At 69.4% G+C, this 21,436-nt stretch carries 24 protein-coding genes; 4 read left to right on the top strand and 20 right to left on the bottom strand.

Translation table 11 applies throughout. The features are described from left to right. Positions 1–15: 15 nt before the first annotated feature. Complete coding sequence (locus tag ACX9TP_RS14050; protein WP_482980231.1) at positions 16–1,107, top strand: FHA domain-containing protein; 1,092 nt, start codon at positions 16–18, stop codon at positions 1,105–1,107. Between the two features lie 159 nt (positions 1,108–1,266). Here the strand turns inward: ACX9TP_RS14050 and sctV are convergent, their stop codons facing one another. Next, the gene (gene sctV, locus ACX9TP_RS14045) at positions 1,267–3,390 is read right to left on the bottom strand and encodes a type III secretion system export apparatus subunit SctV (RefSeq protein WP_482980230.1); all 2,124 of its coding nucleotides are present in this window, start codon (positions 3,388–3,390) and stop codon (positions 1,267–1,269) included. A 229-nt stretch (positions 3,391–3,619) separates the two neighbouring features. Here sctV and ACX9TP_RS14040 point away from each other — a divergent pair, with 229 nt between their 5' ends. Continuing rightward, positions 3,620–4,426, top strand: a complete 807-nt coding sequence (locus ACX9TP_RS14040) for a carboxypeptidase-like regulatory domain-containing protein (RefSeq protein ID WP_482980229.1) — start codon at positions 3,620–3,622, stop codon at positions 4,424–4,426. Between the two features lie 34 nt (positions 4,427–4,460). Here the strand turns inward: ACX9TP_RS14040 and ACX9TP_RS14035 are convergent, their stop codons facing one another. Next, the gene (locus ACX9TP_RS14035; RefSeq protein WP_482980228.1) at positions 4,461–4,931 is read right to left on the bottom strand and encodes a tetratricopeptide repeat protein; all 471 of its coding nucleotides are present in this window, start codon (positions 4,929–4,931) and stop codon (positions 4,461–4,463) included. A gap of 255 nt (positions 4,932–5,186) precedes the next feature. Here ACX9TP_RS14035 and ACX9TP_RS14030 point away from each other — a divergent pair, with 255 nt between their 5' ends. Further along, on the top strand, positions 5,187–5,417 hold the full coding sequence (locus tag ACX9TP_RS14030) for a hypothetical protein (protein ID WP_206720255.1): 231 nt from the start codon (positions 5,187–5,189) through the stop codon (positions 5,415–5,417). Positions 5,418–5,657: 240 nt separating this feature from the next. Here the strand turns inward: ACX9TP_RS14030 and ACX9TP_RS14025 are convergent, their stop codons facing one another. Together ACX9TP_RS14025 and ACX9TP_RS14020 are read right to left on the bottom strand one after the other, a co-directional pair. Next, a complete protein-coding gene (locus tag ACX9TP_RS14025) occupies positions 5,658–6,164 on the bottom strand; it encodes a tetratricopeptide repeat protein (RefSeq protein WP_482980227.1) in 507 nt (168 codons plus the stop codon). A gap of 59 nt (positions 6,165–6,223) precedes the next feature. Further along, the gene (locus ACX9TP_RS14020) at positions 6,224–7,306 is read right to left on the bottom strand and encodes a DUF1521 domain-containing protein (RefSeq protein ID WP_482980226.1); all 1,083 of its coding nucleotides are present in this window, start codon (positions 7,304–7,306) and stop codon (positions 6,224–6,226) included. 324 nt (positions 7,307–7,630) lie between these two features. Between ACX9TP_RS14020 and ACX9TP_RS14015 the strand changes: the two genes are divergently transcribed. After that, entirely contained in the window at positions 7,631–7,861 is a 231-nt protein-coding gene (locus ACX9TP_RS14015; RefSeq protein ID WP_206720255.1) for a hypothetical protein, read from the top strand. A gap of 258 nt (positions 7,862–8,119) precedes the next feature. Here the strand turns inward: ACX9TP_RS14015 and ACX9TP_RS14010 are convergent, their stop codons facing one another. From ACX9TP_RS14010 to ACX9TP_RS13935, 16 genes are all read right to left on the bottom strand, one after another. Further along, complete coding sequence (locus ACX9TP_RS14010) at positions 8,120–8,506, bottom strand: hypothetical protein (protein WP_482980225.1); 387 nt, start codon at positions 8,504–8,506, stop codon at positions 8,120–8,122. 94 nt (positions 8,507–8,600) lie between these two features. After that, positions 8,601–9,179, bottom strand: a complete 579-nt coding sequence (locus ACX9TP_RS14005) for a hypothetical protein (RefSeq protein WP_482980224.1) — start codon at positions 9,177–9,179, stop codon at positions 8,601–8,603. Positions 9,180–9,276: 97 nt separating this feature from the next. Beyond that, positions 9,277–9,753 carry a SycD/LcrH family type III secretion system chaperone gene (locus ACX9TP_RS14000; protein WP_482980223.1) on the bottom strand — a complete coding sequence of 159 codons (477 nt, stop codon included), beginning with the start codon at positions 9,751–9,753 and terminating at the stop codon, positions 9,277–9,279. 4 nt (positions 9,754–9,757) lie between these two features. Beyond that, on the bottom strand, positions 9,758–10,237 hold the full coding sequence (locus ACX9TP_RS13995; RefSeq protein ID WP_482980222.1) for a hypothetical protein: 480 nt from the start codon (positions 10,235–10,237) through the stop codon (positions 9,758–9,760). A 47-nt stretch (positions 10,238–10,284) separates the two neighbouring features. Continuing rightward, positions 10,285–10,572, bottom strand: a complete 288-nt coding sequence (locus tag ACX9TP_RS13990) for an EscU/YscU/HrcU family type III secretion system export apparatus switch protein (protein ID WP_482980221.1) — start codon at positions 10,570–10,572, stop codon at positions 10,285–10,287. A gap of 42 nt (positions 10,573–10,614) precedes the next feature. Beyond that, positions 10,615–11,709 carry a type III secretion system export apparatus subunit SctU gene (gene sctU / locus ACX9TP_RS13985; protein WP_482980220.1) on the bottom strand — a complete coding sequence of 365 codons (1,095 nt, stop codon included), beginning with the start codon at positions 11,707–11,709 and terminating at the stop codon, positions 10,615–10,617. A 24-nt stretch (positions 11,710–11,733) separates the two neighbouring features. Beyond that, on the bottom strand, positions 11,734–12,552 hold the full coding sequence (locus ACX9TP_RS13980; protein WP_482980219.1) for a flagellar biosynthetic protein FliR: 819 nt from the start codon (positions 12,550–12,552) through the stop codon (positions 11,734–11,736). After that, a complete protein-coding gene (fliQ, locus tag ACX9TP_RS13975) occupies positions 12,549–12,812 on the bottom strand; it encodes a flagellar biosynthesis protein FliQ (protein ID WP_206720262.1) in 264 nt (87 codons plus the stop codon). Before fliQ ends, ACX9TP_RS13980 begins: the two co-directional genes overlap by 4 nt. Before the next feature lie 12 nt (positions 12,813–12,824). Continuing rightward, a complete protein-coding gene (gene sctR / locus ACX9TP_RS13970; RefSeq protein ID WP_482980218.1) occupies positions 12,825–13,652 on the bottom strand; it encodes a type III secretion system export apparatus subunit SctR in 828 nt (275 codons plus the stop codon). A 10-nt stretch (positions 13,653–13,662) separates the two neighbouring features. Further along, entirely contained in the window at positions 13,663–14,430 is a 768-nt protein-coding gene (locus ACX9TP_RS13965) for a FliO/MopB family protein (protein WP_482980217.1), read from the bottom strand. A gap of 87 nt (positions 14,431–14,517) precedes the next feature. Continuing rightward, complete coding sequence (sctQ, locus tag ACX9TP_RS13960; protein ID WP_482980216.1) at positions 14,518–16,062, bottom strand: type III secretion system cytoplasmic ring protein SctQ; 1,545 nt, start codon at positions 16,060–16,062, stop codon at positions 14,518–14,520. Further along, complete coding sequence (locus ACX9TP_RS13955) at positions 16,059–16,946, bottom strand: flagellar hook-length control protein FliK (protein WP_482980215.1); 888 nt, start codon at positions 16,944–16,946, stop codon at positions 16,059–16,061. The genes sctQ and ACX9TP_RS13955 overlap by 4 nt, the downstream gene beginning before the upstream one ends. 33 nt (positions 16,947–16,979) lie before the next feature. Then, on the bottom strand, positions 16,980–17,468 hold the full coding sequence (locus ACX9TP_RS13950) for a flagellar assembly protein FliH (RefSeq protein WP_267855247.1): 489 nt from the start codon (positions 17,466–17,468) through the stop codon (positions 16,980–16,982). A 62-nt stretch (positions 17,469–17,530) separates the two neighbouring features. Then, positions 17,531–18,844, bottom strand: a complete 1,314-nt coding sequence (gene sctN / locus ACX9TP_RS13945) for a type III secretion system ATPase SctN (RefSeq protein WP_482980214.1) — start codon at positions 18,842–18,844, stop codon at positions 17,531–17,533. A 16-nt stretch (positions 18,845–18,860) separates the two neighbouring features. Next, the gene (locus ACX9TP_RS13940) at positions 18,861–19,535 is read right to left on the bottom strand and encodes a FliH/SctL family protein (protein WP_482980213.1); all 675 of its coding nucleotides are present in this window, start codon (positions 19,533–19,535) and stop codon (positions 18,861–18,863) included. 24 nt (positions 19,536–19,559) lie between these two features. Beyond that, positions 19,560–21,389: a hypothetical protein gene (locus tag ACX9TP_RS13935; RefSeq protein WP_482980212.1), complete on the bottom strand. Its 1,830-nt coding sequence runs from the start codon at positions 21,387–21,389 to the stop codon at positions 19,560–19,562. Between the last annotated feature and the right edge of the window lie 47 nt (positions 21,390–21,436).

Here is a 21,436-nt window from a genome sequence, read left to right as displayed (position 1 = left end):
CGTGCACCCTCCGCGATGAGCGTCCGTCTCACCGTCACGCAGCGCAGCGAGGCCGGCGCTGCCCCGAGCACCGAGGTCGTCCTCGACGACGCGGTCATCACCCTGGGTCGGGACAAGTCCTGTCAGGTGGTGCTCCCCCAGCAGGCCGTGTCGCGCAGCCACGCGCGCATCTGCCAGGAGGGCACCCTCTTCTTCCTGGAGGACCTGGGCAGTGCCTACGGCACCCAGGTCAACGGCAAGCCGCTGCCCAAGGGCGAGAAGCGGCTCATGCGCAACGGCGACGTCATCGCCATTGCCCAGTACGACGTGCGCTTCGAGCGGATGACGGAGCTCAACGCGGACGTCAACTCGGAGAAGACGTCCTTCATCGCCCGCGGCATGGTGAAGGACGCCATGCGCGGGCTCGCCTCCGGCGAGGAGCGCTACCTGCGCTTCATGAACGGCCCGCGCGAGGGCCAGCGCATCGAGATTGGCGACGCGCAGGAGGTCGTCTTCGGCCGTGACGAGAAGGAGGTGGACGTCGTCCTCAAGGATGACCTCGTCTCCCGCAAGCACGCCAAGATTCGCCGCGACTGGTCCGGCACCCACGTCGAGGACCTGGGAAGCCGCAATGGCATCAAGGTCAACAAGAAGCGGGTGAACCGCAAGGCGCTCAAGGACAGCGACGAGCTGGAGGTGGGCGCCACCCGCTTCCTCTACGTGGACCCCTCCGAGCCGGCCGAGGAGCCCGTCCAGCTCTCCACGGACGTGAAGGCTCCGCCGCCCTCGCCGCAGCGCCCGGGCCCCTCCCGCCAGATGAAGGCCGTGGAGGAGCCGGCCGAGGAGCCCGCGCCGCCAGTCGAGGAGCCCGCCGCCGAGCCCGCGGAAGCCGCCGCATCCCCGGACGCCGCGTCCTCGGAAGAGGCCGGCGCGAGCTCGGAGTCCGCGTCCGCCGAGGAGCCCGCCTCCCTGTCCTCGGAGATGCCCGTCCCGGACGAGTCCCGCGACGAGGCTGGCGCCTCCATGTCCTCCTTCAAGGACAAGCAGAAGCTCGTCCCGCTCGTGGTGATGGGCGTGGTGGGGCTGCTCATCCTAGTGTTGATGATTGCCATGCTCGCCGGCGCCTGAGCGGGCGTCACGGCCACGGCGCCCGCTCCAGCAGGACGCCGGCCTGGGGCGGCTCCGGGTGAAGGGTGAGGGCCCGGCCTGCTTCCGGCGCCACCGGGCACCGCCCGAAGGAGCTCCCGGGGCGACGGGCCCCGAGGGGAGCCCGCCCCGCCGCCGGCGCTACCGCGTGGAGATGCGGGCCACGGGCTGGATGTTCAGCTCGGGCGACAGCTCCTGGTAGCTGAGCACGGAGAACGAGGGGTTGAACTCGTACTCCAGCAGCTTGCGCACGTAGCGGCGGATGTCCATGGCGGTGAGGATGACGGGGCGCTGCGCGCTGGGCGGCAGGTGGCCGCACTCCGAGCGCACGGCCTGGACGATTTCCTGCGCCAGCTCCGGCTCCAGCGCCAGGTGCGCGCCCGCCGAGGTCCGCTTCACGGAGCCGCGGATGGCCTCCTCGATGTTCGGGTCCAGCAGGTACACCACGAGGGTGCCGGTGCCGCGCGCGTACTTGTGCGAGATGTAGCGGCGCTGGGCGGCGCGCACGTGCTCGGTGAGCATGACGTTGTCCGCCTCCACCTGCCCGTACTCGGCCAGGGCCTGGAGGATGCCGCGCAGGTCACGCACGGAGATTTCCTCCTCCACGAGGCGCTGCAGGATGTCCGTCAGCTTCAGCACGTTGACGACCTTCGGCACCACCTCCTTGACGATGGCGGGGAAGGCCTTCTCCAGCTGCTCCAGCATCGTCTGCGTCTCCTGCACGCCGACGAACTCACGGGCGTTGCGCCGCAGCACCGCGGCCGTGTGCAGGATGATGTAGCCGGGCACGTCCCAGGTGGTGAGGCCCGCGGCCTCCAGCGTGTCGCGGTGCTGCTCGGGCACCCACGCGGCCGGCTGGCGGGTGGCGGGGTTGATGGCCTCGAAGCCCTGGATGTTCATCAGCTTGAGGCGGTCCACCGTGTCGTTGACGAGGATGTGCCCCAGCGTGGCCTGGCCGGTGACGACGGGCACCTCGTTGATTTGAATCTGGTACGCGCCCGGCGGCAGGGACGCGTTGCCGCGGGCGCGCACGCCCGGGAAGCGCACGCCCAGCTCCACGAAGAGGCCGTCGCGCATGAAGGGGATGAGCTCGAAGAGGAACTTCCCGTTGTCCTGGCGCGAGTCCACGTAGGGCACCAGCGCGTCGGAGACCTCCAGGACGATGGGCGTGACGACGGGGATGAAGAGCTCGGAGTCCGGGTTCATCGGCTCCTTGGGCGCGGGCTCGGTCGCCATGGGCGTGCCGTTCTCCGTCTCCAGGGCCGGGCCCGACTCCTCCACCACCTCCGCCATCTTCTGCTTCTTGAGCATCGTATAGGCGCCGAAGCCGGCGCCCGCGCCCAGGAGGAAGAAGGGAATCTTCGGCAGGCCGGGGACCAGGCCGAGCACGATGAGCATGCCCGCGGCGATGGCGATGGCCTTCGGGTAGGCGGTGAGCTGGGTGCCCACGTCGATGCCGAGGTGGGCGCCCTCCTCCTCGCCGCCCACGCGCGTCACGATGATGCCGGCGCAGGTGGAGATGAGGATGGCGGGAATCATGCTCACCAGGCCGTCACCGATGGTGAGCAGCGTGTACTTCTGCGCCGCGTCGGCCGCGGACATCCCCTTCTGCGTCACGCCGATGATGAGGCCACCGACGATGTTCACCACGGTGATGATGATGCTGGCGATGGCGTCGCCCTTCACGAACTTCATGGCGCCGTCCATGGCGCCGAACAGCTGGCTCTCACGCTCCAAATCACGGCGCTTCTTCTTGCCCTGGTCCTGGTCGATAGAGCCCGCGCGCAGGTCCGCGTCGATGGACATCTGCTTGCCCGGCATCGCGTCCAGGGTGAAGCGCGCGGCCACTTCCGCGACGCGCTCCGAGCCCTTGGAGATGACGATGAAGTTCACGATGACGAGGATGACGAAGAGGATGGCGCCGACGACGAAGTTGCCCTGCACCACGAAGTTGCCGAACGCGATGACAACCTCACCCGGGTCACCCGTCAGCAGGATGAGTCGCGTGGTGGAGATGGTCAGCGACAGCCGGAACATCGTGGTGATGAGCAGCAGTGTCGGGAACACCGTGAGGTGCAGCGCCGCTGGCACGTAGAGCGACACCAGCAGCAACACCACCGAGATGCTGATGTTCAGCGTCAGCAGCACGTCCAGCAGCAGCGTGGGCAGCGGGACGATCATCATCCCGACGATGCACACGACCACCAACGCCAGGACGATGTCGGAGTACTTCGAGAGGAAGCTGTTCGGATTGGAGGCGGCCATCAGCGGTCAGGCATCCTAGGCCAACCTGGGTCGGTTCTGTCAGGGGGGCCCCCCCCGCCCTGCAACTTTCCCGTGCCACCGCGCCCTCCTCCAGAGGGAAGCAAGCAGCCAGCCGACCTTCGCGAGCAATACTGCTTGCGCGGCGTCGGGCCTCGCGGATTCATGACCCCTTGACGTGCCCTGTCACCCCCGGGCCGGGACAGGGTGTCTGGACGCGAGGAGAGACACGATGCGACTGAAGGGTGCCGTGAGCCGGAGTCTGCCGCTGTTGCTGCTGGGTTCGACCCTTGCCTGCTCAGCCTGCTCGAGCAACGGGGGCGACAAGGAGGACGCCGGACAGAACACGCCCCCGGGCCAGGTGGAGACCAACATCGTGAAGGGCAAGGTGGTGGACACCGCGGGCAAGCCGCTCGCCGGGGCCGAGGTCGTCGCCGACAACGAGTTCCTCTACGACTCCAACGTGGTGGGCACGACGGGCGCGGACGGCACCTACCGCCTGCCGCTGGGCAGTGCGGCCAGCACGTGGAATGCCACCGCCCAGGTCAAGCGGCAGTACAACGGCAAGTCGTACACGTTCAACCTGCACCCCGCCAACCCGGCCTCCTTCGCCACGAACACCGGCGCCATCCGCGACTTCTCGTGGAAGCTCACCGGCGAGAAGCCGGGAGGGGGCCAATACGGCGGCAACGTCCTCTTCAACATGGTTGCGTACGAGGACCCGCAGGACCCGGACGCGCCGCTCGACCACCTCAATGTCGAGCTGACGCTGACGCCGGACGGTCCGCTGGTGGATGGCAGCACGGGCGCTCCCGTGACGGCGCGCGCCACCCGCGACGGCAATGGCACCGGCCTGCATGACATCGCCGTGGGCCGCTACACCATCACCGCGCGCTATGCGCCGGCGGGAAGGACGGCCCAACCGCTGCTCGTCCGGGTGAACAACACGGGGAGCTACGCCAGCTCGGTGACCACGGACTTCCAGACTGTCACCGACACGGTGCACCGCATCGACCTGGACCTGGACTTCCCCAAGTGAAGCGGGCGTGAGCGCCCGGGCCCGGAGAGCGTGACTACACGGGGTTCTCGCTCCCCGGCCCGGAGTGCTGGGCGTCCTCCACGCTCTCCAGCGCCGCCGCGGCGAGCATCCGTGCCCGGGCGCTGAGCGGATCCTGCCCTTGCGGATCCAGGCTCACGGCGTGGTTGAAGTCGCGAGCGGCCTCCATGACCTTGCCCAGGCGCAGGTGCACCTCGCCCCGGTTGACGAACGGGGTGAGGTCCGTGGGGTCCAGCTCGATGGCGCGGTTGAAGTAGGACTCCGCGACGTCCAGGTCCTCGAGGGCCAGGTGGCAGGCGCCCAGGGCCGTCTGGAAGTACGGCTCCGAGGGGTCCCTGGCGGCCAGGGCCTCGAAGATGGCCAGCGACTCGCGGAAGCGCCCGTCCTGGAACAGGGTGAAGCCTTCGGTGGCCCGCTCGAGCATCTCCGGGCCGGAGAGCGGCTTCGCGTCGTTCTTGGACACCGTGGCCTTGGATTCGGTCGTCATCTGCACACATCCCTTATGAGGGCGGGAGGACGGCCCCGGGTACCGGCAAGGGCAGTCGGTACCGGGCGCCGGGAGCTTAGACTGTTATCGGGGCATCCAACAACGCGGTGCACTCCCAAGAGCACGCGCGCGCCGCCGGGCGGAGAAAAATGGATCAGAAAATCCCGAGGAAACTTTCGCCCCCCTCCGACCCATAATCCTTTTGTAAGCAGCGCCGCAGCAAACCACCTGCTCCCAACCTCACTGGAGAACGCCATGTCCATCAACGCCACCAACACTGCCGCCCAGGTCACCACCGCCCTCAACCAGAGCCAGGGCCTCAGCGACCTCGAGAACCAGTCCCTGGCCGGCCTGAAGGGCCCGGACCTGGAGCGCGCCAAGGCGCAGCTGATGCTCCAGAAGCAGCAGGAGGCCACCGCGTTCGCCTCCAACATCATCAAGAAGCTCAACGAGATCGCGATGTCCGTCATCGGCAACATGAAGTAATTCCGGACCGCTTTCGCAATCTCCAGGAGCCGGCTTCCCTTTCGGGAGGCCGGCTTTTTGCTTTTCTGGCGCCCGCGCGTCCCGACGCACGCCGCGGGCGGCCTTCCGGGGCCAGCGCGCCCCCTTCTCCGGCCAGGCCGCGAGCTCGCGGCCCGCCCCGCTCACGCCCAAAAGGAAGGGGCCCGGTGCCGCGCGTTGTCCGCGCCGCCCGGGCCCCGAGGAGACACCTGTGGAAAGCCGCTACTTGGCCTTGTTCGCCTGCTCCGCCTGCTGCTTCAGCGCGAGCAGCGTCCCGTGGGCGCGCTGCGTCGTCCGGCGCGAGAGGGACGGATCCTTCTGGATGGCGGCGCTGAGGTCGGCGAGCGCCTCGGGCACCAGCCCGCGGCGCAGGTAGATCTCTCCGCGCCCCGCGAGCGCATCCACGTGGCCCTTGTTGTACTTGAGGGCCTCGTTGAACTCGTCGAAGGCTTCGTCGAAGCGCTCCAGCGTCATGAACGTCGCCGCGAGCTGCGCATGGAACACCGCGTCCATGGGCGAAGCGGCCACCAGGCCCTGGAAGATGGTCAGTGCCTGCTGGGTGCTGCCCGCCTGCAGGAGCTGGTGCGCGGTGTTCGCCCAGCGGTAGAGGTCCTCGTTGGTGGCCCCCACGAACCGCGCGAGCGACATCTCACCACGAATCACCGCCTCGGCGACGGGCTCCGGGACGGTGGCCTTCTTCTTCTCTCCAGCAGGGGGCGTGTCACTCACGACGACCTCGAGGAGGGCCAGGCGGGTCCCCGCCTGGCCCGATGGGATGGTTCCAGCGCTCAGAACATCTGGGTGCCGCGGAAGCGCACCATATCATTGAGCTTGGAGACCTGCTCCAGGGCCCGGAACATGTCGCCCATCGCCTTGAAGGCCTGGGTCATCCCGCTGCGGTGCTGGTTCTTGTCGTAGCGGCCGAAGATGTCGTCCGTCTTGCGGAACGGGTTGAAGCCGTTCGAGCGGGTGTTCTTCAGCTGGTCGAACATCTTGGTGAGGGCGTCGAAGCGCTCACCCAGCTTGCCCAGGTCCGCCCAGGCCGGCTGCTTCTTCACGCTGGGGAGGTTCTGCGAGTTGCCCGTGGGGATGCTCGACTTGAACTTGTAGTCCTCGTCCTTCGTCTTGATCTTGTCGCCGCCGCCCTCGGAGCCGATGACCTCGCTGCCGTTGTAGACCCAGTCGTCCGACTCGTTGCCCATCTGGAAGTTGTCGATGTTGCCCTGCGCGGCGAACTTGACGGCCGCACCGAAGCCATCGTTCGTGGGCTGGCCGACCTTGCCCTTGCCCTTGTCGATGTCCGTCACCTTCACGTGGCTGTCGCCGGAGATGATGTCCAGCTCGCCCGTCACCGTCATGCCGTTGCCCCACGGCTTGGTGGTGACGTTGATCATCGTTCCGTCGCCCAGGGTGAAGGTCGAGTTCTTCTTGAAGTCGAACTTGCCACCGTCGCTCTCATCCACGTGCGGGTCGCCCCAGACGCGGGTGCTCTTGCCGTCCGGACCGGTCACCGTCCACTCGAACTGGCCCTTCTGCTCGATCTTGTAGCCGCCCGGGGTGGTGATCACGCCGTTGTTGTCCACCTTCAGGGCGTCCCGCTCACCCACGGCGTCCACGGGGTTCGGCTTCTCGGAGGGGAAGCACCCGCCCGGACCCGCCGCGATGCCCGGGCCCTTGGTGTCGATGGCCTTGGACATCTGGTCCACGACCTTGTTGGCCAGGTCCAGCGTCTTCTGCACCAGGCTCAGCGTGGACTCGATGAGCTGCGCGTTGCGCGCGATCGTCTTGGGGTTGACGCCCCCGAAGGACATGAGCGCCGCGGGGTTGTTGAGCTGCCGGTTGCCACCGATGCCACCGATGTTGTTCGACATGATTGGGTACCCCCAGAATTCGAAATAAATGGGTGAGCTGTGCCGCTACACATTTATTTTCGGAGATGACGGGCCGGAGTTTCGCGCCAATTCGCCATCTTTCCAAAGGGGCCGGACTTCCCCCCTTTCATAGGGGCCAGGCGGCCTCCCTCCATATAGGGGCCAGGCCTCCCCCTCTATATAGGGGCCGGGCTTCCCCCCCTTGCCAGGGCGGGAAAAAGAATCGGAAAATCCCGAGGAAACTTTCGCCCCCCTCCGACCCATAATCCTTTTGTAAGCAGCGCCGCAGCAAACCACCTGCTCCCAACCTCACTGGAGAACGCCATGTCCATCAACGCCACCAACACTGCCGCCCAGGTCACCACCGCCCTCAACCAGAGCCAGGGCCTCAGCGACCTCGAGAACCAGTCCCTGGCCGGCCTGAAGGGCCCGGACCTGGAGCGCGCCAAGGCGCAGCTGATGCTCCAGAAGCAGCAGGAGGCCACCGCGTTCGCCTCCAACATCATCAAGAAGCTCAACGAGATCGCGATGTCCGTCATCGGCAACATGAAGTAATTCCGGACCGCTTTCGCAATCTCCAGGAGCCGGCTTCCCTTTCGGGAGGCCGGCTTTTTGCTTTTCTGGCGCCCGCGCGTCCCGACGCACGCCGCGGGCGGCCTTCCGGGGCAGCGCGCCCCCTTCCCCGTCCGGGACGCGAGCTCCCGACGGCTGCGCCTGGCCCCAAAAAGGAAACCGCCCGGTTCCGTCCTCTTTCGAGGGGAGCCGGGCGGCGGGGTGCAGCCAGAAGAAGTGCGTGGGTTGCCGGAAGCCGGCTCAGCCCCACATGTCCTTGAGCAGCTCCTTGCGGCGGTCCATCAGCTTCTTGAAGAAGTTGTCGTCCCGCATCTTCTCGAGGACGCCGTTCGTCTGGTGCTTGGACGTGACCTCCTCCGCCTTCTCCTTGATCTCCTCGGGAGTGGCGTTCGGGTTGGCACGGATGAAGGCCTCCATCTCCTCCTTCACCTGATCCTTCATCTTGTCGATGCGGCCGTCGCCCAGGTGGCTCAGGGAGCCAACGAGGTCCGGAGCGTTCAGGCGGTTGACGGCGCCGTCCAGCACGCCCTGCCAGGCCTGGGTCTTCTCGGCGGCGGTGGCCTGGTTGTTGCTGGTGCGCGCGGCGCCAGTCGTCGCGGCGGGCTTGTTCGCAATGGTGTTGCCCATGAGGAATGCTCCTTGGGAAGTCAGTCTCGAAGGAGTTATCGCGGACAGGGCGCGGAAGTTGCGTTCCGCGCCCCCGCCCCGGGACGGAAAAAACCTAGCCCTTGAGCTTGCCCAGGCTGGGGTTCTTCATCCAGGCCTTGAAGGACTCCAGCTCCTTCTGCTCCTTCTGGACGTCGAGCGGCGCCGCGGGCGGCGGAGGCACGTCGCCGGTGAGGGCCGCGTGCTTCTTGCTGCTGGTCTCGAAGGCATCCTTCGGGCCCGACGCGGCGGGAGCCTTGCCGGCGGGAGCCTTCGCGGGAGCGGCGGCCGGCGTCGCCGTGGACGCGCTCTCGGGGGAGAAGCCGCGGGCGTTGAGGTACGCCTGCATCCACTCGACGGACTCCACCAGGATGGGAGGCATGGCCGCGAGGGCCGGGTTCTTCTCCGCCTCGGACAGGTGGCGCGAGAAGGCGTCCTTCACGTCCTGGTAGAGCCGGCCATCCAGCGCCGCGCCCGGCTTGGTGTTGCTGATCAGCGCGCCCATCTTCCGCATGACCTGCTGGAGCGTGCCCGTCGCGGACTTCGCCTGCTTCTCGAGCTCGGGGATGATGCGGTCGCGCTTGGCAACCAGGTCCGCCGGCGCATCCGGCGGCATCTCAGCGGGGGCTCGCGGATCAGGATTCGGGTTCGACATGTCGACGACCTCCATGACGACGAAAAAGGGAACGTCCGTCAGCCTAGCAGACTCCCGGTATTTCTCTTCATTCCGGAAGTATTCGTTGACTCTCCCGTCACCTGCGCCCGAGCGCCGTGAGCATGGCTCCGGCCTTGCGGACGACGGGGTCATCCTCGGGCGTCATCGCCGCGGCGCGGCGCAGGTCCTCCACCGCCTGGGGCTTCTGGCCGAGCGCGAGCTTCACCTCGGCGCGGCCGACATAGACGGACGGGTCCTGAGGGGACAGCTTGGCGGCCACGTCGAAGGCGGCGAGTGCGCCCTGCCCGTTGCCGGCGGCCATCTCCACCACGCCCAGCGCCTTGGCGAAGTACCCATCCGTGGGGTTCACCGCGTACAGCCCCTGGAAGAGGGTGCGCGCCTCGCTGATCCGGCCCTGGTAGAAGAAGAAGTAGGCCGTCTTGGCAATCGCGTACAGCTCGTCGTCCGAGTAGCCGCGCACGTCCTTCAGCGTGGCCTTGCCCTCCGCCCAGCGCTGCAGCGTGGCCGCGAGCTTCGCCTCGTCCTGCGGGTCCTCCGGGTCCAGCACGGCCATGGCGCTAGATGCCCTCGTCCTTCTGCGCCGCCCACATCTGGCGGATGATTTCCTTCGTCTCCTCGTTGACCTGGTCGACGAGCGTCAACATGGCGGACTCGCGCGAGAGCAACGCCTTGAGGCGCTCCAGCCGCTCCGGGGGCGCATTCACCCGGGCCAGGCCACGCTCCAGCATGCGGCGCTGATCCTCGTCCCCGCGGCCGGCGACACTGGCCAGGTGGGGCCTGTCACTGAAGCCCTCGAGGTCCGCGTCGTGCCCGCCGGGGTGCGGGGGCAGCGGCAGGCGCAGCTCCTCCGAGGAGTGCGCCGGACCGATGAAGTCCAGCAGCGCGGACGAGGCGAGCGCCGGGTTCTTCGGGTTGCCCGTCTTGCGGAGCTTCTTGCGGTCGACCTGGGACGGGTCGACGAGCCGCTCACGGACGCTTCGGGGTCCCCCCCAGGGCCATACGGGCGTCTTGGGGGGCTGGTTGTTGATTCTGGCCATCGTGATTCCGAACCTCACTCCAGGTGGGTGGGGGCCGTCCAGCCCCCCTAGCGCTTACCGTTGGCGGCTGCCTGCTCGCGCTGCAGCTCGTAGATGAAGTTGAGGACCTCGGCGACCGCGTCGTACAGCTCCTCTGGAACCTCCTGCCCCACCTCGACGCGGTACAGCGCGTTGGCCAGGTTGACGTTCCGCATGAAGGGGATGCCGTGCTCCTTCGCGATGGCGCGAATCTTCTCCGCCTTGAGCCGCATGCCCTTGGCCACCACGCGCGGCGCGCCGTCCTTCTCCTTGTCGTACTTCAGCGCGATGGCGATTTCGGCTTCGTCGTCACTCATGGCAGCTCCGCGATGTCCTCATCATAGCCGCTCCCCTGCCCCTCAGGCGCGCGCCCCCCGGCTTCCGGGCGCGGGGGCGGCCTGGGCGGCCTTCAGGCCGTAGACGAAGTTGAGGACCTCGGCGACGGCGTCGAAGAGCTCCTCGGGCACCTCGTTGCCCACCTCCACGCGCAGGAGCGCGTGGGCCAGGGGCACGTTGCGCAGCGTGGGCACGTCCGTTTCGCGGGCAATGGCCTTGATGCGCTCGGCCTTGTGGTCGATGCCGCGGGCCAGCACGCGGGGCGCGCCGTCCTTCTCGCGGTCGTACTTCAGCGCCACGGCCACGTGGTCCGGGTTGGTGACGATGACGTCCGCCTCGCGCACGGCCTCCATCTGCGCACCCTCCATGATTTCGTGGTGGAGTTCCTTGCGCTTGGCCTTGTGGTGGGGGTCGCCCTCGCTCTCCTTGTACTCCTTCTTCACCTCCTCCTTCGTCATCATCATGTCCTTCATGAAGGACTTGCGCTGCCACCACACGTCGAAGATGGCGAAGAGGACGAAGAGGAGCGCGACGCGGGTGGCCACGCGCGTCACCAGCTCGCCCATGATGATCATGATGCCGCGCGTGTCCTGGCGCACCGTCTCCGCGACCAGGGGCATGGCGTCGCGCACCACGCCGTAGACGACGTAGGCGGTGACGGAAATCTTGATGAGGTTCTTGAGCAGCTCGACGAACGCCTTCTTGGTGAACAGGTTCTTCAACCCGGCAATCGGGTTGAGCTTGTCGAGCTTGGGAATCAGCGGGTCGATGGTGAAGAGCGAGCCGACCTGGACGTACTCCAGCAGGGCGCCCATCAGCGCGCCGCCGGCCAGCACCGGCAGCGACACCAGCAGCATGGTCTTCAGGGCGATGTAGAGCGCCTGCCCGGTGACGACGTCCAGGTTGTCCGGGTGCGCCACGTGGTCGAAGGTGAACCGGAACAGCGTGGAGATTTCGTGCTCCAGCGAGTCCCAGGTGCCCTTCACGGCGCCCAGGCCCACCATCAGCACGCCCATGCCGCTCAGGTCCTTGCTCTTCCAGACCTGGCCCTTCTTGCGAGAGTCATCCAGCTTCTTCTGTGATGGCTCTTCTGTTTTTTCTCCGCTCTCGTCCGACATGGCGTGCGTCCGGGGGGAAGGAGGTCAGGTCAGGAACCGCAGGGCGCTGTTGATCATCACCAGCATCGCCCGCAGCTCGTCCTGCATGCGCGTCAGCAGCGCGCCGAGGACGAGGAAGGCCATCAGCACGCTCACCAGCGGCTTGATGGCCATGGAGATGAAGAAGACCTGGATCTGCGGGGCCACGCGGTTGATGGCGCCCATGGCCACGTCCGTGAGGAAGGTGGCCAGCATGGCGGGCGCGGCCAGCGCCAGGCTGATGCGCAGCATGTCCGCGAAGACGCGGATGAGCAGGTCGAAGAACGGCCACGGCCCCTGGCTGAAGCTGGGGAAGGCGTCCAGCGGGACGAAGACGAGGCTGTCGGCCAGGGCCTGGATGATGATGTGGTGCCCGTCCAGCGTGAGGAACAGCACCACCACGAGCTGCACCTTGAGGTTGGAGAAGAGGGACACCTGCTGTCCCAGCTGCGGCACGTAGAGCTGGGCGTTGTTGCTGCCCGCCATGGTGTCCACCAGCGTGCCGGCCACACGCGCCGCCTCGAAGACGGAGCTGACGATGAAGGCCAGCGAGAAGCCGATGAAGACCTCCTTGGCCATCAGCGCGATGTAGGGCAGCGCGCTCAGCGGAATCGTCTTCACGGAGCCTTCGATGACCGGGAACAGCACGATGGACAGCGTCAGGCCGACGCCCATCTTCAGCTCGGTGGGCACGACCTCGCCGCCGAGGAACGGGCTGAAGATGAGCACGGGCATCACCCGGCACATCAGCAGCGCCACCGTGAAGATGACGGCGGAGAAATTGGCCCGTGCGGCCAGCTCCGAGACGAGGTCCGCGACGTTCATCGAATCAGCGCGGGGAACCTGTCGAAGACGTGGAAGGTGAAGCGCAGCAGCTGGCTGCCAATCCACGGCCCTGTCAGGGCCAGCACGCCGAAGACGATGACGACCTTGGGCGCGAAGGTGAGCGTCTGCTCCTGGATCTGCGTGGTGGCCTGGAACAGGGAGATGAGGAAACCCACCAGGAGGCTCGTGAGGACCGGCGGCGCCGACACGACGAGCACCAGGAACAGGGCCTCCTGGGTGATGAACGTGAGCTGATTCATGGGGGCGCCTTCCTACAGGTAGCCGACGACCAGGCCCTTGGCGATGAGGTACCAGCCGTCCACGAGCACGAAGAGGAGCAGCTTGAAGGGCATGGAGATGGTGGTGGGCGACAGCATGTGCATGCCGAGCGCCAGCAGGATGTTGGCCACCACCATGTCGATGACGATGAACGGGACGAAGAGGAGGAAGCCTATTTGAAAGGCCTCCTTCAATTCGGACACCACGAACGCCGGGACGATGACCATGAAGTCATCGTTCTGCACCGCGTCGCGGTCCTCGCCCTTGCGCATCTTCTTGGCGAGGTTGAAGAAGAGCGAGCGGTCCTTGGTGGTGACCTTCTTCATCAGCCACGCGCGCAGGGGCTCCTTGGACTTGCCGGCCGCGCCGAGCATCGTCCCCACCGTCTCCGAGGAGAACACGCCGGGCCCCTTGGACCAGATGTCCACGCCCGCCGCCCGGTACATCTCCTGGCCCACGGGGGCCATGATGTAGACGGTGAGGATGACCGCCAGGCCCGTAATCACCTGGGTGGGCGGAATCTGCTGGGTGCCCAGCGCCGAGCGGACGATGGAGAGCACCACCGAAATCTTCACGAAGCTCGTCACCATCATCAGCGCGAAGGGCACCAGGCCCATGGCGGCGAGCGCGAGGATGAGGATGAGCGGGCGCGAGGTGAACGAGTCGCTGTTCACCGCCTCGTTGGCCACGGCGTCGGGAAGGGCGGCGCCGCCCTTCTTCGGCGCGGCGAGCGCGACGAGGGGATTGAGCGAGACCGCGGCCGCGAACAGCCAGGGCGGGATGCGCGGAAGGAGGGGGCGGGCGGAGAGCGGGGTGTGCACGGGAAGGTCTTCAGGCGCCGGGGGGCTGGGAGGGCGAACCGCCGGAGCGGCGGGAGAGGAGCTTCTGGAGGAAGGGGCTCATGGGGACCACGTTCGTCTGCGGGCGCTGCGCACGGATGCGCTCCACCGCTTCCGCATCCAGCTTCGACAGCAACTGCAGGCCGGCCTCGCCGCCACCCACCAGGAGATACTCGTCCGCGGCCTTCACCACGAAGAGGCTGCGGCGCTGGTCCAACGGCAGCCGCTCCACCACGGAGACCAGCGGCTGACGGCCCGCGGCCACCGCCTGCAGCCCCATCAACCGGCGCAGGCCCACGTTCAGCGTGAGGTAGATGGACGCCACCACCGCGCCCAGCACCAGCAACGTCCGGATGAGCGTCCAGCCCAGGCTCTCCGGCTCCTCCCCTGCCCCTTCCGGCGCGTCGATGGACGGGTCGTCCCACACGTCGGCGGGCTCGGCCTTCGCGGCCTGCGCCTCCGGGGTGGGCGCGCCCGTCACGGCGGCGGGCGCGGCCTTCACGGGCTCGGAGGTGGCAGGCACCGCCCCCGCGGAGGGAGCCGTCGCGGCAGCGGGCTGCGCGGACGGCGCCGTCGCGGCGGGCGTGGCCTTCTCGGCAGGGGACGCTACGACGGGCGCCGCCTTCGCGGACTCCGCGACGGGCGCGTTGCCACCGGGCGGCACGGGCGCGGACGGAGCCTGCGCCAGGACGGCGGGCGCCGTGAGAACCAGCGCGGCACCGAGCAGCAGGCGCATGAGAGGGGGGCGGAGGACTGCCATGGTTGGGAGCGAGGCTAGTTCATCGGCCGGAGGACCGCCACGGGCCCCGCCCGACTGCCTGCCTGCTCTCTCCGAGGAAGGGGCGCGTCACCCGGCCAGGGCGATGATGCGCACGCCGAGCTGGCCTTCCACTTCCACCAGCTCGCCCCGGGCCACCACCTTGCCGTTGACGGACAGCTCCACCGGCTCACCCGGGCCGCGGTTCAGCTCGAGCACCTGGCCCGTCCGCATCCCTACCACCTGCTGCGCCGTGACGGGCACGCGCGCCAGCTCCACGGCAATCTGCAGGGGCACGTCGCCGAGCAGGTCGCTTCCGTCCGGCTTGTTCAACTCGTCCAAGGCCGCCCCTTCCAGTTCCGGAGGCATGTCCAGCTCCGGGTTGGTGAAGTCCTCTGGTTCTTCCGCCGCACCCTCTTCCCCCGCCGAGCGCGGGTGGCCCGGCTCCCCGGCGACGAGCTCGGTGATGCGCGCCCGGTAGCGTCCATTCTCGATGAACACCTCCGCGTCCGCGCGGCCCGCCCGCCCCGAGCCCACCCGGAGCTGCGCCGTGCCAGGCTCGCCCCGGTCGGGCCGCGCCGACAGCGCGTCCACCAGCAGCACGTCCTTCACGCGCAGGCTCGACAGGTCCTGCGCTGAAATCTCCGCCGAGCCAATCTCCGCCCGCAGCCAGCTGCGCACCGCGGACAGTCGGCTGGCATTCGCCTCCAGGTCCGCCTGCAGCCGGGCGCGCCGCTGGGCGCTCTCCACCACCGGCTCGGCCGCCTCCAGCACCGCCGCGGGCACCACCAGCCGCACCATGCCGCCATGCGGACCCAGCGTGGCGTGCAGGTGCACCGCCAGCATGGGCCCGTCGTCGCCCAGGCGCGCGGACACCTCGTCCACGCCTCGCGCCACGCCGTCCAGCCGGGGCCGGGGCACCGCCTGCTGCAGCGTGGGCACCAGCACCTTGAGGGCCTCGAGGACGACGTAGCCCATCACGCCCTCCTCGATGTCCGTCAGCGGCCTCAGGCCCACCATCTCACCCGCGCCGCCCAGCAGCATGTCCACCGCCGCGTGCGCGAGCGCCAGCTCCACCTCCAGCACCGCCCGCCCCTGGAGCGCGCCCGGCGCCAGCACCGCCAGGAACGTGGGGTCGCCCAGGAAGCGCCGCAGCTCAGCCATGGGCCGCACCTGGACGGACTCCAGCCTCAGGCCGACCGGAGCGTCGAAGAGCTCCTTGAGCCGCGTGGCCACCCCGGAGAGCGCCCCCTGCTCCGGCGTCAGCCAGCGCAGCCGCTCCGCGAGCATGCCCTGGGCCCGGGAGACCTTCTCCAGGTTGCGGAACGTGAACGGACGCCAGGGCCGCTCCGGCTTCGGGGGCCGCTCCGGCAGCTGGCGCTCGTACCGCGACGGCTCGCGCTCGTACCGGGAAGGCTCCCGCTCGTACCGCGACGGCTCGCGCTCCTGACGCTCGGGCACGCGCTCGTACCGCGAGGGCTCGCGCTCCTGACGCTCGGGTGCGCGCTCCGGACGCTCCGGCGCGCGCTCCGGACGCTCGGGGGGACGCTCCGGGCGGATCCGCAGCTCGCGGACGTCCACCAGCATCGTCCGCTCGTGCGGTGCGGGCCCGTCGTCGTCGGGCTCCATGCTCATGTCTTCGCCTCGAACTTCAGGTCCTCCAACCGCAGGCCGCGGCCGCCCAGGGCGGTGCGCAGGCCGTCACTGTGCTCCTCCAGCTGCTTGAGCACCTCGCGGTTGGAGCCGCTGAAGGTGGCGGAAATCTTCCCGTTCCTCGCGCTGACCTTGATGGACATCCCGCCCATGACGTCGCCGCGCAGGTCGATCTGGAACTCCGCGTTGCCGGCGGCGTTGGTGCCCACCCGGATGCGGTCGACAATCTTCTGCGCAATCTCGCTGGCCAGGGCGCGCAGCCGCTCGGAGCCCGCCATGTCCTTGGGCTTGGCCACCGGCACCGGCGCCATCAGCGCGGGGTTGAAGCGGAAGCCGGGGCCCATCTCCGTCCCCCCGCCCTCCTTCTTGTCCTTCCCGCCCCCGCCGCCGCTGCCCTTGCCACCGCCCGCGTCGGCGTCCGCCCGGATGGCGGCGCCCCGCTCCGAGTTGACCTGCCCCAGGGCGGACTCCGCGCTGCTCAGGTCCTTGTCGCGAAGCTCCGAGGAGCGCTTGGTCTCCTTCGCGTCCGACGCGCGCGAGCCGGAGCGGGCCTCCGTCGCGCCCGCGTCCGCGCGCCGGCCCGCCTGGCCCGCCGCCTCACCGCCCGTGGACGGCTGCTGCAGCTTCTCGCCGAAGGTCTTCCCCTGCTGCATCGCCTTGGCCAGCACGGAGCGGCCCAGGTTGCCCTGGGGCTGCGCGGGCGTCTGGGGCCCCGCGGGCGTCTGCGCCTGCGGCTGCTGCATCAGCTTCTGGAAGGCGGTGGCACCCTCCTGACGCTTCTTCGCCTGGCCCTCGGCGAGCTTCTTCTCCTGCATGATGCGCTCGGCCAGGCGCGCTGCTTCGCGGTCGTCGTCGACTCGGCTCATGACGTCTTTCCCGAGGGGTGGGGTGGCGGCAGGTTACTTGCGCTGCCGAGCCAGGAACAAGGCGTTGCCAATCTCCTCCTGGTTCAGCTCCTCGCGCTGTTGGCGCTCGTACTTCACCTGCTTCTGCCAGTTCTCCTTGTGCTTCTCGATGGCCTTGAGCTCCATGGCCGCGTCCGCCATCTCCTGGCGCCGCTTCTCCACCAGCTTCTCGGCCACCTTCACCGACTCCTTCTGGCGCTCCACCTCCAGGGCCACCTGCGCCTCCTCGTCCTTCAGGCGCTCCTCGAAGCGGCTCATCATGTTCATGCCGTTGATGCCGGCGCCCTTGGCCATGACCTCCTTGAGGTAGGCGGCCACCTTCGCCTTGCGCTCGCGCTTGCGCCGCTCCAGCTCGTCGATGAGCCGCTGGAGCTCCGCCTTCTCCTTCTCCAGGGCCTTGATGGCGGCGGAGAAGGCCTGCTCCGCCTCCTCCTTGGCCCGGGCGCGAATGTCCTGCAGGGCTTGCAACCGATACGGGGGCATTGTGCCCCCATCCTAACCCGGAATTCCCGCCGCGCACCCCTGCCCCGGGGCCTGCCCCCGGCTCACTCCTCGAAGAGGGCGATGAGCTGCGCCACCGTGTCCTCGAATTCGGAGTTCGAGTGGGTGTCCTGCTTGAGGAAGTCGATGATGGCGTCGTACTTGTCGATGGCCCGGTCCGTGCGGGGGTCCGTCCCGTACTGGTAGGCGCCCAGGAGGATGAGGTCTCGCTGCTTCTCGTACGTGGAGAGCAGCTCGCGCAGCGTGCCGGCGGCCTTCTTGTGCTCCTTGCTGACGATGCCGCTCATCACGCGGCTGAGGCTGGCGAGCACGTCCATGGCGGGCCACTGGTTGCGCTCGCCGAGGGCGCGGTTGAGGATGAAGTGGCCGTCGAGAATACCGCGGACCTCGTCGGCGATGGGCTCTTCCATGTCACCGCCGGCCACGAGGCAGGTGTAGATGGCGGTGCACTTGCCCTTCTGCGAGTTGCCCGTGCGCTCCAGGATGCGCGGCAGCATGGAGAACACGCTGGGCGGGTAGCCCTGGCGGGCCGGGGGCTCACCGACGGCGAGGCCAATCTCACGCTGGGCACGGGCCAGACGCGTCACCGTGTCGAGCATGAAGAGCACGTTGCCGCCGCGCTCGCGGAAGTACTCGGCGATGGCCGTGGCCACGTAGGCGGCGCGCAGACGCACGAGGCTGGGCTGGTCCGAGGTGGCGCACACCAGCACGGAGCGCTTCATGCCCTCCTCGCCCATGGCGTCCTCGATGAACTCGCGCACCTCGCGGCCACGCTCGCCGATGAGGGCCACGACGCACAGGTCCGCCTTGGTGTTGCGCGCTATCTGCCCCATCAGCGTGGACTTGCCGACGCCGGAGCCTGCGAAGAGGCCCACGCGCTGGCCCTCGCCCACCGTGAGCAGCCCGTCGATGCAGCGCACGCCCAGGGGCAGCGGCCGCTCGATTCGCTGGCGGGTGAAGGGGTCCGGGCAGTCGCGGTCCACGGACCAGTCGATGAGCCCGTCGGTCGGCAACGGGCTGCCGTCCATGGGCTCACCGATGCCGTTGAGGACGCGGCCCAGCAGCGCCTCGCCGCACTTGATGCTCAGCGGCTTGCCGGTGGGCACCACCTCGCTGTCCGGACCGATGCCGTGCAGCTCACCCAGGGGCATGAGCATGACCTCGTCGCCCTGGAAGCCCACCACCTCCGCCTTCACCGCGGTGCGGTTGCGCGTCTTGATGAGCACCAGCTCGCCCACGCGGACGTTGGGCACGCTGGCCTTGATGATGAGGCCGGTCAGCTCGGTGACACGGCCCCGGACGCGCACCAGCTGCGCTTCCTTGATGAGGTCGAAGTAGCGCGAAAGGTCGATGGCCATGGTCGCCCCTGCCCTCTCAGGCCGGCCCTTCCTTCCGGCCGTTCGGGTCCGGAAGGAGGATGTTCTGGAGCATCTCGAGCTGGGTGGGCAGCTGCGCGTCCACCGTGCCGAACTCCGTCTGGACGATGCAGCCCACCGGCGCCACCTCGGGGTCCTCCTTGATGGCCAGGTCCACCGCGCGGCCGATGAGCTCCATCAGCACGGGCTTCTTGGCGCGCAGCACCGCCGCCGTCTTCGGGTGCACCCGCAGCACCATGGCCCGCGCGCTGCGCAGGTTCTCGATGGCGGACGCGCACAGCTCCACCATCAGGTCCGGGTCCTTCTCCAGGCTCCGGCCGATGATCTTCTCCGCCATCCGCAAGGACAGCGCGACGACGTCCTTCTCGTGGTCGCCGAGCATCTCGCCGGCCTGCATCTTCGCGCGGAGGATGATTTCGGTGGCCTGCGCCAGGCCCTCCTGGCGGCCCTGCTCGCGCGCCTTCGCCCGCTGGTCCTCGCAGTCGCGCTGGGCCTCGGCGAGGATGCGCTCCTTCTCGCGCTGGGCATCCTCGAGGATGGCCTGCGCGCCCTGCCGGGCCTCGAAGACCTCGGCGTTCATCACGCCGGCGCGCGGCGGCCTCAGCGCGGGCCGCTCCGACGCGAGGCCCGGCTCCGCCGTCCCGTCACCTTTGATCACCTTGCCGATCGCCATGGGCTGCTCCTTGGGGCCCGGATGCTAGCGCGTTCCGCCCTTGGGTCCACGCCCGCCCGCGCCCGGAGGCACCGGACGGTCGGTTCCGGACGGGGAGCGGGGCCGGCGCTGCACCGACGTCCCCTCACCCCGGGGGGCGGACGCGGCCCCCTGGCCGGGAGACGTGGTCGCCCGCCCGGCCAGCACCCGGGGAGGCCGCTCCGGCGCCGACTCCTCCGGGCCTCCCCCGCCCCGCGCCCGGGGCACGGAGCCCCGCGAGCGGAACACCCGCGAGACTTCCGGATCATCTCCCACGTCCCGGGAGCGGCGCGGCTCGGGCTCCGGCTCCGCACGGGGCCGCATCCGCGAGGCCCGGGACAGCTCTTCCTGGGGCTGGGGCCGCGCCTGCACCCGCGACTCGCCGCCCGCGACGCGGGAGCGCTCGCGCCCGGGCTCGGGGCTCGTCTCCGGGTCCTCGGAGCGCCGGGCGTCCCGCTGGCCCAGGCGCGAGGGCGGCGGGCCGATGCGGGCGCCCTCCGGGTCCGCCCGCGCGGCGCGCGACGGCCGGGGCTCCGGCGCGCCGGGCTCGCGACGGCCCGCGGGGGTGGCAATGGAGGACTCGCGGCGGGGCGGCACCCGGTGCACGGCCGAGCCGCCCGGCTCCCCGGGCTTCTTCGGCCCGGGCGCCACGCGCGACGCCTCGCGGTTGGAGAGCGCCCCCGCGTTCCGGGCGGCGCGCTCGGCCATGATGTCGCGGCGCACGGCGGGCCCCTGCCGGGACACGGCGGGGCTGGCCATGGAGGCACGCGGCGACGGGCGGGCCTCGGGCTCGGCGGCCGGGGCCGCCCGGGAGGGCGCCCCCGCGGCCTTGCGCGCACCGGGCGGCGGCGGAAGCATCGCGGACTGGCGCGGAGGAGGCTGGGACGCTAGGCGCACGGGCCGCTCGATGAGGCCGCGCGTGGCCAGCCGCTCCAGGTCCATGACGATGTCGGTGCGGCCGCCGTCACCCCGGGCCGTGGGGCGGATGCGCTCCTCGCGCACCCACTTGGCGATGAGGGCGCCGAACTCGCCGCGGTACTTCTCCAGCATGCGCGCGGCGAACTCCGGGGACTGCGCCACGCACGCGCGCGCCAGCCGCTGCACGCCCGCGCTGCGGATGGCCCCCGCGAGGCTCTTCAGCCCCTCGTGCACCTCCAGCTGCGCGCGGGCGTCCTCCTCCGGCAGCTTGCGCGGGGCGTTGGCCGCCACGGACTTGTTCGCCAGCAGCCGCAGGTCCGGCGGCAGCGGCTCGACCAGGGCCTCGCGCTCCGCGTCCGGCAGGCCCGCCATGGCCGGCCCCAGCACGCGCGCGCCCAGCCTGTCGCAGACGGTGAGCAGCTCACGCTGCTGGAGCTGGAGCACGTCGGAGAACTTGAAGCCCGCAGCCTGCTGCGCCGCCGCCTCGCGCGCCAGCACCTCCTCCAGCTTCCACCGGACGATGTCCAGCACCTGGGGCCGCACCTCGCGGGTGAGCTTCACGCGCGCGGGCGGCAGGTGCGTGCGCACCGCGTCCGCCAGCGTGCCCGGCAGCGCGCGCAGCACCACCTCCACCAGGGCCCCACGCTCGCGCTGCAGCAGCGCCGCCAGCCGCTCCGGCTCGGCGCTCCACAGCTGCCCGCGCCGGTCCTTCACCAGCCGCTTGATTTCCTGCACCAGCGCGGGGATGCGCTTCTCACGCGGAATCTGGAGGATTTCCTGCGCGCGGTGACGCAGCAGCGCGGACTCCTCTTCCGGGAGGTGCTCCAACGCGCCGAGGCTGTCCTGACCGCCGAACGTCACGGCCGTCAGGAGCAGCATGCTCTGGCGCTTGTTGAGCGAGGTGAAGAACGAGTCCAAACGTCACCTCGCGGGCTCACGGCCGCCCGCTGGGAGGGGGGAGGAAG

This window comes from Pyxidicoccus sp. M15, assembly GCF_056858435.1.
Note: the sequence above shows the minus strand (reverse complement) of the source record. Positions and strands in the feature narration are given on the sequence as shown.